Origin of the sequence: Vibrio rumoiensis 1S-45 (assembly GCF_000286955.2) — a bacterium.
Taxonomy (GTDB): Bacteria; Pseudomonadota; Gammaproteobacteria; order Enterobacterales; family Vibrionaceae; genus Vibrio; species Vibrio rumoiensis_A.
Map to the genome: position 1 here is coordinate 45,055 of NZ_AJYK02000001.1, position 13,601 is coordinate 58,655.

Annotated in this window: 7 protein-coding genes; 4 read left to right on the forward strand and 3 right to left on the reverse strand. The window is 38.6% G+C overall.

The annotated features are described in order from the left end of the window. The first annotated feature begins 220 nt into the window (after positions 1 to 220). Positions 221 to 1,384: an amino acid permease gene (locus tag A1QC_RS00160; protein ID WP_017024859.1), complete on the forward strand. Its 1,164-nt coding sequence runs from the start codon at positions 221 to 223 to the stop codon at positions 1,382 to 1,384. 391 nt (positions 1,385 to 1,775) lie between these two features. Here the strand turns inward: A1QC_RS00160 and malK are convergent, their stop codons facing one another. Next, positions 1,776 to 2,885: a maltose/maltodextrin ABC transporter ATP-binding protein MalK gene (malK, locus tag A1QC_RS00165; RefSeq protein WP_017024860.1), complete on the reverse strand. Its 1,110-nt coding sequence runs from the start codon at positions 2,883 to 2,885 to the stop codon at positions 1,776 to 1,778. Between the two features lie 502 nt (positions 2,886 to 3,387). Here malK and malE point away from each other — a divergent pair. The 3 genes from malE (at position 3,388) to malG (ending at position 7,258) form a co-directional block, all read left to right on the forward strand. Then, positions 3,388 to 4,566, forward strand: coding sequence for a maltose/maltodextrin ABC transporter substrate-binding protein MalE (malE, locus tag A1QC_RS00170; RefSeq protein ID WP_017024861.1), 1,179 nt, complete (start codon positions 3,388 to 3,390; stop codon positions 4,564 to 4,566). Positions 4,567 to 4,778: 212 nt separating this feature from the next. Further along, a complete protein-coding gene (malF, locus tag A1QC_RS00175) occupies positions 4,779 to 6,356 on the forward strand; it encodes a maltose ABC transporter permease MalF (RefSeq protein WP_026025789.1) in 1,578 nt (525 codons plus the stop codon). An 11-nt stretch (positions 6,357 to 6,367) separates the two neighbouring features. Beyond that, the gene (gene malG / locus A1QC_RS00180) at positions 6,368 to 7,258 is read left to right on the forward strand and encodes a maltose ABC transporter permease MalG (RefSeq protein ID WP_017024863.1); all 891 of its coding nucleotides are present in this window, start codon (positions 6,368 to 6,370) and stop codon (positions 7,256 to 7,258) included. A 383-nt stretch (positions 7,259 to 7,641) separates the two neighbouring features. Here the strand turns inward: malG and A1QC_RS00185 are convergent, their stop codons facing one another. Together A1QC_RS00185 and A1QC_RS00190 are read right to left on the reverse strand one after the other, a co-directional pair. Next, on the reverse strand, positions 7,642 to 8,505 hold the full coding sequence (locus A1QC_RS00185; protein ID WP_017024864.1) for a hypothetical protein: 864 nt from the start codon (positions 8,503 to 8,505) through the stop codon (positions 7,642 to 7,644). Beyond that, positions 8,498 to 13,234, reverse strand: a complete 4,737-nt coding sequence (locus tag A1QC_RS00190) for an ATP-binding protein (protein WP_017024865.1) — start codon at positions 13,232 to 13,234, stop codon at positions 8,498 to 8,500. Before A1QC_RS00190 ends, A1QC_RS00185 begins: the two co-directional genes overlap by 8 nt. Positions 13,235 to 13,601 lie beyond the last annotated feature (367 nt).

The following is a 13,601-nucleotide window of genomic DNA, read 5'->3' on the forward strand; positions in this document are numbered from 1 at the left end:
TGTATTTTATTATCTCCCGCATATTGATTTTTATTCTCCATATCCTTTTTCAGTTCATGTCGTGATTAGAGCTTATCACTGCTATTTGTGAGTATTTCAGATTTAATGCTACTACCTTCCTAGTTTTAGCGGTTTTTTAAATTACCTTCAGAATATTCTGTTAGAATCTGCGCCTTAAAAAAATAACGATAAAGAACATTGAAAGGTCAGTATTGTGAATATGAAATTATTTGGTAGTGCTTTGATTCTATCGGGAACCGCTTTAGGCGCGGGAATGTTAGCGATTCCGATGGTATTAGCTCAATTTGGTTTTGTATTGAGCCTTGTGCTTATGTTGGTGATCTTTCTTGGCACGACTTACGCAGCACTATTGTTGACAGAGGCGTGCACAAAAACAGAAGGGGCTTCTGGTTTAAGTAGCGTTGCTCTGGCAAGTCTTGGTGTGAAAGGCAAGCATGCCATGAACTTGTTCTTCTATTTGCTGCTACTTTGCATGATGGTGGCTTACAGCTTAGGCATTGGTGATTTGTTACATAAGCTCTTTTTAGGGCTTGGTTTTAATGTATCTAACCCTATTTGTTACTCTATTTTTAGTTTGTTCATGGGGGCAATTGTAGTCTCAGGGAAAAGCTATATTGATAAACTCAATCGAGTATTATTTATCTTAATGGTGGTGATGCTGTGCGTGGTTATCGCTTCGTTATTTACTAAAATCAACATAGATTACTTGACGCAATCTGCCAATTTTACGCTATTTGATGTCGTTAAATACAGCACAGTGATCTTTACCAGTTTTGCCTCTATGGTCGTGATCCCGTCGTTGGTGGAATACAACCGTGAAGCAACACCAAAGCAACTTCGTAATATGGTTCTACTGGGCTCAGTTATCCCATTGATGTGCTATTTAGTGTGGCTGTTTGCGATTGTTGGAAACTTAGGTACAGATAAAATCAGCCAATTCAACCATATCTCTGAGCTGATTGAAGCCTTTAGTGGTCACTCTTCGATCTTAAAAGGGGTGATTGCCGTATTTTCTGCATTGGCATTGATCACATCTTTCCTTGGCGTGTCGATGGCGCTATATGATCAAAACCGCGACGCAATTTCTAAGCACAAAGGATTAAGCTATGCGTTGACCTTTATGCTACCGCTATTATTAGCCAGTTTATTCTCGGATCAATTTGTGAGCATGCTGGATTATGCGGGCATGATTTTAGTGTTCTTAGCAATTTGGGGACCACTTGCAATGGTCATTCAAGTAAGAAAACCAAGCTATATGTTGCCTCAATCCGGGCATGTTTATACAGTAAAAGGTGGCAATGCGGCATTGATAACGACCTTTCTTTTCGGCGCGTTTATTTTTGTGTCATGGTTTATTCAGTAATATGGTTTATCTGATAGAATCGTTTACGCAGTAGCACAGTTTCATCAGTAGAAAAAAGCCCCAAACAAACATTAGCTTGGGGCAAAAGGCACTTCTATACCCAAGTGACTTCAAGGTGCAGAATTCAGAGCTATCATCCAAGTCTTTAAACAAGGAAGATTCGCGTAGGAATGTAAGCACCTTTCAAACGAATCTGACGCAGAGTAAAGGCTTGGATGAAGCTCCCAAAGGGCAAGTTAAAACAAGCTTTATGCTGCGTTAAATTGAACAGAGATAGAATGACTATGATCATATTCAATTTGCCTTGCCTAAAACTTGTTTTAATCTTGCTGAAACTCGCACCTTGAAGTTACTTGGGTATATGACATTAAAGGGAATTATTGAATGTTGCTTATACGCCACGTTCTTTAAATAAGCGTTTACACGCGCGACCGTCGCTGTGGAATAGGTGGCAGCGGTGGGCTGGAATACCGATTTGGAAAGTATCGCCAGAATCGACATCCAAAGTGTCATTTTCACGGTAGATGAAATCAGCATCGACATTATCAAGGCTTAAGTAAACTTGAGTTTCATTACCGAGTTTTTCGACCACTTGTACTTTACCTTGAATCACCACATCACCTTCGCCACTTGGCAATAAATGCTCTGGACGAACACCTAATGACATTCGTGCGCCAGCTTGTACACTTGAACTATCCACTTGGATCCAGAATGAGGCTTGGCTAGCCAGTTCTACTTTTACGCGTTCTGCTTCCACTTCTTTGACTTGAACATTGATGAAGTTCATTTTTGGTGAGCCAATAAAACCAGCTACAAAACGGTTTTCAGGGTAGTGATAAAGCTCTAATGGTTTACCAACTTGAGAAACACTACCACCGTCGAGTACGACGATCTTATCTGCCATCGTCATCGCTTCTACCTGATCGTGCGTTACGTAGATCATGGTACAGCCAAGTTTCTTATGCAGCTTGGCCAGTTCAATACGCATTTGTACACGCAGCGCGGCATCTAGGTTGGAAAGCGGTTCATCTAATAAGAACACTTCCGGTTGCGCGACTAAAGTACGACCAATCGCGACACGCTGACGTTGACCACCAGATAACGCTTTTGGCTTACGCTCTAACAGATGACCAAGTTGTAGAATATCCGCGGCATGATCAACGCGAGATTTTATTTTTGCTTTATCTTCTTTCGCTAGCTTCAAGCCAAACGACATATTGTCGAATAAGTTTAAATGCGGATACAAAGCATAAGATTGGAATACCATGCCGACACCACGCTCAGAAGGGGGGACATCATTCATTTTGGTATCGCCGATGAAAAGCTCACCAGAAGTAATATCTTCTAAACCGGCAATACAACGTAGTAGAGTGGATTTACCACAACCGGATGGACCGACAAAGACCACAAACTCGCCATCTTGGATCTCCAAATCTACATCTTTAGAAATGAGGTTGTCTCCATACGCTTTACAAACTTTTCGTAGAGTCACACTCGTCATCTGGCCTTCCTTCTGGTTACTGTTCTAATATTTTTATCATTTAAATAGTCAATGTTATGAAAGGGTTGCTACTTAAATGCCTGTTTATTAATACGTTATTTACATGCTTTAAATGAATGTAAAAGGCGACTATGGCATTTATCTTACCGAAAAATAATCAATAAACCTCATCCCTGACTCGTTAATTTTTGGTGGACTCAGGGGGATGAGTGCATAGATCACACTTTTTTATTGAGATTCAAATTGGCGGTGTAGACAGGAGTATGATGTGCGCCCGCTCACGTTTATTGTCCATTTTTCGCTTGAGATAAAAAAGATTGTGAATCTAAGTCACAAAAGTCATTTTGTTGCTGGGGGGCGTAGAAGTTAGGAGGATGTGGGGGGATAGGAATTATCGCATTATTTTTCCATACCTAATAAGGGTATTGCTTGTGTAACGAGCCCTACAATTGTTGCGTTTAGGCGTAACACTTAAATAAGAACAATAGAAAGGATCATGGAAATGAGAAAAGTCCTCAATACTGCCATTTTATGTAGTCTAGCCTTAAGTGGTGTTAGCGCGCATGCTGCTATTGAAGAAGGTCAACTCACCATTTGGATCAATGGTGATAAAGGATATAACGGCCTTGCTGAAGTAGGTAAAAAGTTTGAAGAAGATACTGGTATTAAAGTAACAGTATCCCACCCAGATAAACTAGAAGAGAAATTTCCTCAATTAGCTTCTACTGGCGATGGTCCTGATATTGTTCTTTGGGCGCACGACCGTTTTGGCGGCTATGCTCAAGCGGGCTTACTTGCAGAAGTAAAACCATCGGCTGATTTTAAATCGAAATTTGCAGATTTCACATGGGATGCGGTGTCTTATGAAGGTAAGTACATCGGTTATCCTGTCGCGGTAGAGTCGCTATCTCTTATTTATAACAAAGACCTTATTAAGACTCCGCCAAAAAATTGGGAAGATATTGCAGCACTAGACAAGCAGTTACAAAAAGATGGCAAAAAAGCGATCATGTGGAACTTGTCTGAACCTTTCTTTACTTGGCCAGTATTAGCTTCCGATGGTGGTTATGCGTTTAAGTTTGAAAATGGCGCTTACAACCCGAAAGATGTCGGTGTAAATAACAAAGGTGCGCAAAATGCGATGAGCTTTGTGAAAGGCCTAGTGGATCAAAAAGTGATTTCACCGGATGTCGATTACACGATTGCGGAATCTGGTTTTAACAAAGGTGAAGTGGCAATGACTATCAATGGTCCTTGGTCTTGGGCAAACATTGATAAAGCCGGTATCAACTACGGTGTAGCGAAACTGCCAATGTTTAATGGTAATCCTTCAAAACCATTTGTAGGTGTATTAACGGCGGGCATTAGCTCTGCATCACCAAACAAAGATTTAGCAGTAGAGTTTATTGAAAACTACATGCTAACTCGTGATGGCTTGAAAGCAGTGAATGATGATACGCCACTAGGCGCTGTTGCTTTAACCTCTTATCAAGAAGAGTTAGCCAAAGATCCACGCATTGCGGCAACCATGGCGAACGCAGAAACAGGAGAAATCATGCCAAATATTTCTCAAATGTCAGCCTTCTGGTACGCAGAGAAAGCGGCGATTGGCAATGTAGTTAATGGTCGTCAATCAGTAGAAGAAGCGCTAAATACCGTTGCGGAGCGCATGACCAAATAAGGTCAAATGGTCCTCACTTGAGGATTGAGGGGGGGGGAGTCTCTCCTCCCTTTATTTTGTAAGTTATCCGTCTGCTTTAATTTGGGTTTTTATATTTCCAGCCCATGAATAGTGTGCGTTAAAGCGTTTCACTTATGCAGTTTCAAAAGCTTTCGAATTTTACTCTGTGGCATAGTGCGCAAAGTCAATTCGATACAGAAACGGAATTTAATATGTCAGCGAATATTATGTCATCTAGTCTAGCGCCACATTCTGCGCCTCGTCCTTTTCCTTGGCTGAAAACGCTCGTACTTTCAGCGATTACTCTTTTGAATGGCTATGCGATTGTACTGATGTACGCTCGTGGTGAGTTTGCTTTTGCCTTACTTACCCTAGTGCTTGCTTCAATGGGTGTATACGTATTTGCTCGTAAGCGTACTTATGCTCATCGTTATATCTACCCTGGTGTCGCGGGTATGATCTTGTTCATTATTTTCCCATTGATTTATACCATAGGCCTGGCATTCACTAACTACAGTGGCGCCAATCAGCTTAGCTTTCAACGAACTCAAGGCGTATTACTTGAGCAGAGCTTTCAAAGTGGTGACAGTTATACCTTCGAGCTACGTCAACATGATGACGTATATTCGATTGCTTTAAAACAAGATGATCACTGGCTCGTGTCTCAACCGCTTTCGTTGTCTGATGGTTCAGTTGAAAAACTAGAAGGGCATCTTAAATTAACCCCTGCGACAGAACTTCCTGGCAAAAAAGCACCATTAAAAGCGGTGATCCAAAACCGTAACGTATTAAACCAACTTGAAGTACAAACGCCTGATGGTGAAGCGTTAGTGATGTCGGGCTTGCGTAAATTTGCTCAAGTAAAACCGCTCTATAGCTTAGATGCTGACGGCGAAACGTTAGTGAATAACCAAACTGCACAGGTGTTAAAACCAAACTATGAAATTGGTTATTACCAGCCAGTCGATGCAGATGGTCAGTTTATAGGTGACTACATCACTCCAGGCTTCATCGTTAATATTGGTTTTGACAATTTCACTCGTATTTTCAGTGACCCAGGTATTCAAGGGCCATTCTTTAAAATCTTTGTTTGGACTGTGGTATTTGCAGCAGCAACCGTGGTTCTGACATTGGCAATGGGCGTAATTTTAGCGCAAATTGTTTCTTGGGAAGCGTTGAAAGGCCGTGGCGTTTACCGTGTGCTATTGATTTTGCCTTATGCGGTGCCAGCGTTTATTTCTATCTTAATATTCAAAGGTTTATTTAACCAAAGTTTCGGTGAGATCAACCAACTATTGCAAGGCTTGTTTGGCTTAAGCCCCGCTTGGTTTACCGACCCGTTCCTTGCTAAAACCATGATCATTATTGTCAATACTTGGTTAGGTTACCCATACATGATGATCTTAGCGATGGGGATGTTAAAAGCGATTCCTGATGATTTGTATGAAGCATCCGCAATGGATGGCGCAGGCCCGATTGATAACTTTATGAAAATTACCCTGCCGTTATTAGTTAAACCTATGGTGCCGTTATTAATTGCTAGCTTTGCCTTTAACTTCAACAACTTTGTACTGATTCAACTATTAACCAACGGTGCACCGGATATGATAGGTACGAGTGTTCCAGCCGGTCATACCGATTTATTAGTGAGCTACACCTACCGTATTGCGTTTGAAGGTGCGGGAGGTCAAGACTTCGGCCTAGCAGGTGCGATTGCAACCTTAATCTTCTTATTAGTGGGCGGTTTATCGCTACTGAATATGAAGTTCACTAAGTTAGAAACAGAATAAGGAGATTTAACATGGCTATGGTTCAACCTAAATCTTTGAAGTACCGTGTTTGGGCAACGCATATTGGAATGTGGGTTTTCTTAGCATTGATGATGTTCCCACTATTAATGGTGATTGCGATTTCCTTCCGTGAAGGTAACTACGCAGCGGGGGATTTGATCCCGCGTAATCCTTCACTAGAACACTGGAAACTGGCACTAGGCTTTGATGTGGTACACGCTGATGGCACAGTCACTAAACCGCCTTTCCCAGTCTTGCTATGGCTTTGGAACTCAGTAAAAGTAGCGGGCTTAACCGCAATTGGTATTGTGGTGCTTTCGACTACCTGTGCTTATGCGTTTGCTCGTATGAAGTTTAAAGGCAAAACCGTTATCTTGCGCTCTATGCTGATTTTCCAAATGTTCCCAGCGGTTCTTGCTCTTGTCGCATTGTACGCATTGTTTGATCGCCTAGGGACTTACGTTCCATTCTTAGGTCTCAACACTCACGGCGGTGTGGTGTTTGCTTACATGGGCGGTATTGCACTGCACGTGTGGACGATTAAAGGCTATTTTGAATCAATTGATAACTCACTAGAAGAAGCGGCAGCCCTTGATGGCGCCACCCCTTGGCAAGCATTCCGCTTAGTCTTGTTGCCTTTATCTGTACCAATTCTTGCGGTGGTGTTTATCTTGTCATTTATTGCCGCAGTGACCGAAGTACCCGTCGCATCATTATTGCTTCGTGATGTCGATTCTTACACCCTGGCGGTGGGTATGCAGCAATACTTATACCCACAAAACTACTTATGGGGCGATTTTGCCGCCGCCGCCGTGCTGTCAGCATTGCCAATTACCATAGTGTTCTTGCTGGCTCAGAAGTTCTTGGTGGGTGGTTTAACGGCTGGTGGGGTGAAAGGGTAGTAACAACAACCCTCGAATTAAAAGTTCAAACTGAAAATGAATGCCGCAGATGAGAGTCTGCGGCATTTTTTTATCTATATCGAATAGAGGCTGATTTGTTTGACTAAAATCACTCAGGTTCTGCAAACATCAATGTTTAAAGAGACCGTTTAAAAGTGGCATAAGAATCAAAAGAGGGGCTAGATGGTGCGATTAAAGCTTTTAGATGATCGGTAGGGTAGTAATAAAGTTTCAAACTGGTTGTGACTCACTTTTGGACAAAAAATGTTTAGCGCTTTTGCTCTAGAGCATCCCTTTAAATTAGGAAAAGTAAGCATGACCTCCACTCCCAATCAGCCCAAAACTCTGGAATGATCCGCCTCTAATACGAGGGAGGATTACAACTAAATAATTTCTGTATAAAAAACGATATCTGGAATGATGGTCTTTAATTTTTCATAAAAGTCTTTTCTTAGTATCAAATCACAACCTTCTAACCGTGAAATATTGGAATCTAAGCCAACAAAGGAAGGTCCTTTCCCGATTAACTTTTCTCTCCAACAGCGGTATATCAAAACAGCTTCACCATTGTCATTTAGAGCCCTAAGTCCATTGTCATAACGATCTAGAATTAGGCCTAATAAACTCAGCAGCCCACCATTCATCCAAATAACGTGTGCTGCCTCTAAACTATTTTCATTGATACAAAACCCTTGGATGGCAGGAGTTCCATAACAGTATTCGTCTTTCCAAATGTCTTGAGTACAAGGAAAGCTTTTCAGTGGGTTTATGTTAATTTTCATTGGCAGGCAACCTTCACATATCACCGCGCGATTGCCTTTGGTGTTGCTGCCATAATCTCTAGCTTCAAACTGACGCTCAAATCTAGCAATGACAACAAAATCGTTTAATTCATCAGGAGCACTAAACCCAGGTGATTTATCAAACGGCTTTAATAAGTCGGGTCTACTAACAAGAGAGTTAGATGTTGCAATCATTGTTCTAACATCTATTGTTCCTTCACCTTCAAAAATGACTAGTTCTCTATATTGTTGATATAAAAATTCATTTACATGCTTAAAAACTAAATCATAGATATAAGTGTTCGGAGAAAGCATCCCATTGGAGCTATTAACAAAGTGCTCAAATTCATCTTCATTAAAACCCTGTATTATTGCGTCATTTACTTCGCTCGAATCAATCCCTAAAGAATCTAAGTAACTGATAAATTTTGAGTTTCTGATTAAGCTTGTGATATTTCTATTCATTACTTAACTCGTAAAAAATACTCTCAACTTCATTTTGTATGTACAAATTTTGCACCCCTATGAGTTTTTCAATAGATGGCTTTATCTTTAGCAACAACGGCTTATGCTGCTTAATTTCAATCGATATAAGCTCAAGGATTGCGGCAATTGTTGAGTGATGGAATAGATGAAAGTTATTGAAAAACCAATTAAGGGGTTTAATTAAAAAGTTAGTGTAATTTTTAATTAAGTAATTTAACGCAAAAATAATCTCTCGTTGAACTGATGAATCCAAGTTGTTTGCTTTACTAAGGAGCAATGTAATTGCCCTCTCATTATCATTCATCTCAGATATTTCAATATAATCTAAATTTTCCCATTCAAAATCACTTTCGTCTGGCAACCTACTGCTGATGAAATCAAAGCCTCTTTCATACATTGATAAAATACTCTGTTCATCAACCCCTACATATTCGAAGGCAATAATTAAGTTAGCCGTTGTCTTGGATGAATAGTCTTTATTTTGAAAAAACACATATAAAGCCGATGCTAAACAGTTTTGCGCAGTACTTCTATCGATCATAACAGCTTGGAGTAATGAATCCTTGTCGACAAAACTAGAAAACCACCCGTCTTTTGAGTACACAAAGTTATTAACCAATAACAGAGCTTTATCTCTATCTGAGATGGTAATTCCTTGAATTAACCACCGCAGGTTCGTATAGTACTCTTGTCCTCTAGGGAACCTTTTTCGGATAAGTGGCACAAGTATTTCATTTGCCAATTCGCTATTATTTCCCTCTTTAAAGAAGAAATGTAAGTAATTGAGATTGTCGATCCCTAAGATCTCTTGAGAAACTAAATAATCAACTAGATCCTGAGTAGATTTGCTACTTAAGCTTTCTTCTTTACAAAGCTGGGTAGTTAGATTTATAGATAACTTGTCGTTACCAAATGTGCGGGGAGTTCCAGTGTTTTGCTCTTTAACCTCATTTAAATGTAAATTCAACCTTAATTTTTTAGCAATATTGTTATATTTGCGAACGGTTTTTTGGCTCAATGTATCATAAGAGTCATTCCAGTCTCTTGTTGATAGATTAATCATAGATGCTTTGGCTAACTTATCATCCTTCTTTTCTAAACGTTCAATTACCTCCAAAAAACTATTGAGGTATGCATCTTTAATGTTTGTTGGAGTTAATCTATAAAGAAAATTTAAAATACTGGGTTTGACGTTGTCGCTATGTTGCAATAAATCAACATACATGAAGTCTAATTTCCAAAAATATCCATTGGTAAGCATTTCATTGATTAAATATTTAGTAGCTAGTTCAAAATCTACTTTTATAAACATTTCAAACCATTCTATAGTTAACCATCTCGTATCTTTACCATCTTCGGTATGCTTCATAACAGCATCAGTGAGGTATTTGAGTCTTTTAGTATATTCTTTAGCAAAACTAGGATTTAAGTTATTCAGAGAGGGGATCGGGTCGATGAACTCTGCTAAATTTCTATCTTTTCGAGATGTATAGCTAGTTATTAAGTGAATAGCCTTTTTCAGCTCTATCTTAGCATTTTCAATATCCTCTACTTTTGCACGATAAATTGCTTTTTTGAATGAATTATCTGCATGCTCAAAATAATCACTGTTTTCTTCATCAAAGCAATCATAAGTCTCTATCAACAAGTTGATATTATTCTTACTAAGAAATCGCTTCTCTATCGTTGGGAGAATAGGAAATACAATTTCCTTTCTGATATCAAATATCTTCTTCCATGCTACTTGTGATTTAATATGCTGAAATGCTTGTTCAAAGCTTCTATCTATCAAGCCTCGGCTATCAATAAGAAAATGAGAATACTTAGCGCCAGGAAAGTAGCTCATATCTTCAGCTAATGCTTCGAAACTATGAGTTATACTTTCTTCTATTGATAATTCATGGCAGGTCTTGTTTATAATTAGATTCCGTATATAAAACTTAATCCAGCAGTGAACGATGTGATTAGAAGAAATAGTTTTTTTGAAGCTTTGTAGACATTCGAGATCATTATCAGAATACATTTCTAATTGATTACAAAACACAGCCAGCTCATTTTTGTCGATATTTTCGTTGATGAGTGGTAGCGATAGGGGCTCTAGAGTGACGTTACACTCTACCTTTATTGGTATCCGAGTTGAACAATTCTCTCTTTCAAAAAGGTTATTGGTGATCACCCTTATTGACTCTTTGTCAGTTACCATGAGCTTGTTATTTAGATCAACTAAGTAATTACAGCCTTTCAGCCTGAGCACCTCTTCTAACAATATTCGAAGATAGGTTTTATCATCATGCTGTATTGCTTTGTTTAGAAGCGCTAAAAAATCACCATTTCTTTGGTTCAAAAAGCTAATATAGTATTTGAAATTTTCTTGAGTTATATTTTTAGAAAACAGCTCATTCACATCCTCCCACTTGGGAAAGTAACCGTGCTTTTCTAAAATTCTAAATGCTTGCGCAGTAACTGCATTACTATGGTTTTTTTCACCATTAAAATATAAAAGCGCATTTGCTTTTTCTACTCCATAGATCAAGCAAATAGCTTCAAAGTATAGTTCGAAGTTTTGTAAAAACTGACTGTAATGTTCTTCCGAGCTAGTTGTATTTATCGCTCTATTCAGTTCACTAGCATAAACAAATAGGGACCAATTTTGTGTTTTTTTGGCGACACTTAGAAAGCTTTCGTAGTTTCTTCTAATTAATGATTCTGAGTGAGCATAATATAAGCTATTTGGTAGAAAGTTGTCAGATGCATATCTACTAATATCCTCATACTTCTTTGCTCGCATTAGGTAGCTAAATAAATAACGGTAAGATTTGTCGCTTTCAAAAAAGCATTCACAATTTAGCCAGTCTATGATGAATTCATAGTTTGCATCTAAAGCTTCTTCGATATCAGCTAACTTTTCCATGTTAAATCGTCTGAAACTATCATGGTAAAGCTTTAGTCCCCCCCTAGCTGTATTCTCAGAAATGACGGGGGACAATACTTTCATACTAGAATTGAAATGGTGCTTCACCGGTATTATCTCTTGCAGCTCTTTTCTGGTTACAGAAAAATCTAGGCAAGATAAGATCTCCGCTGTTGTGTTATTTTCAATTTTATTTGTTAAGTATTCGTAGTATTTTTTCAGGTTGAAATCATAAGGGGGGAGAGAATGTATGATCTCATCACTTATTACTTCGCTATTTTCTAGTGTTAACAATATATAAGTTAAATAAAGTGGATTACCCTCACTTTTTTCATGAATTAATGCGACGATATCTTCATTATTGCAATCTAATTTTGCAATTCTATGTTTTTTTGCTAACTCTTTAGTATCCTGAATATCCCAAGCAGGCAACTGGTGCTCTATATAACTGAAGTCCTTTTTAAGAAAATTTAACTCTTCAACAGGCTGGGAACCTAATATTATTATTACGTTATCGGGAATGCTAACCTGAGATATATTTTCTAGAATTTGAGTTTGTTCTTTAGATAAGCTAATGGACGAATCTAGAACTCTATTAATATGGTCTAAGCCATCTACTATTATTACTAGCGGCTCTTCTATTTTTTGCAAAAGCAGGTTTAGTTCATCAAGGTTAGCCGCAAAAGTCTGATTTTTTACGTTAGTTAACTCCGGATATACTTTTTCTATCCCGCTTATTAGATTCCCAAAAAATGTATTAGAGCTGACTCTTCTCTCAATAAATTCGTCTTCAGTACTTGTGAAACAATAATGACGAAGAACACTTATTTCCTCACGTTCTAAGTAATCTATTAGATTGGTTAGAAACCATGACTTACCAGCTCCTGGCTCACCCGATAATATTACTTTCTTGCTGTTTACAGCAAAGTTATAGAATGAACTATATCTACAATCGGACTTAACGTTTTTACTCTGGTCGATTTCAAACTTTTGCTGAAGTTTTCCAAAATCAGTTTTAATACGCAGATCTTTCAATACATCTAGAGTTGTTACAACAGCAGAATTGGTTCTATAACTTCCAACGTGTTTTACGAGTCTCACCAAGAAATCAATGGTGTTAATATCATCGTTTGGATATTGTCCAATTCCTAGCCTTGTGGCTTGCGAGATTAATATTTTTTCTAGTTCATGTGGATAGTCAAATTTTAAACTGGCTTTTGGAAGGTTAACTTCAATTAGAAGGCATTCACAAAATTTTTGGAAATCATCTCGGTCAACGTTATCTTCTTTTACATATTGCTTAAGACTATCCCAACGGTTGAAATTCTCAGGTTCAATTTCCCAAAGTTGATTTATGTCTATCTTAAAAACTTTAGTTGGAAATGACTCGAATGACGATAGGTTTGAAGGCTGAAGGTTTAACACCTTCAGAATATTTTTTTCAACAGGCTCATCCCAGGCTAAACATAACCTAAACTCACTATGAGTAGTGCTAAGTGCTTTCCATGATTGATATAGTTTATGTAACGCTATCTTATAGTGACTATCAGCGGAAAGGTAATCTTTGGTGAGCCTAATAGATGTCTGTTCATTGCTATATTTTACTTGCTTCCGCTGTACTTTATCCCCGTTTGTTATAACTAAGTCATCGAATCTATCTGGGGTATCTCCTTTCGTATGCTTTTTGTCTATTGAGAATATGCTTTCTCGATTGCCGTTTAGTATCTCTTCTAGTATGAAATAGCTAGTTATCAGATCTTGGTAATCATATCCTTCATGCGCATTATTTAAGCTCAAACTGTTCCTCACCTTGGATTTAGTATTAGGGGTTTAATGCTCTAGTTCATAGAGAGTTCTTAGTGTAGAAATCTCACGGTCACATTAAAATTATGCATCTGACACTTGAACTATTGCACCAATAGGAGAGTCTCTGCGGAATAGCGGCATCTTAATACGTAGCAATCAACCTTTGATATCATTCAGCATACATGAGTCACCACCAAATCAATGGACATAGCTACTCCGCATTGCTATGCGATTAGGGTTATAATGAATCATTGGTAAAATTTGGTCAAATATTGAAATCAAGAAATGTTACGGGTCACTACTCTAAGCAGGAATAGGGCATTAATTAGTTATCCCCCCTCCGTCACCCCGCACATGA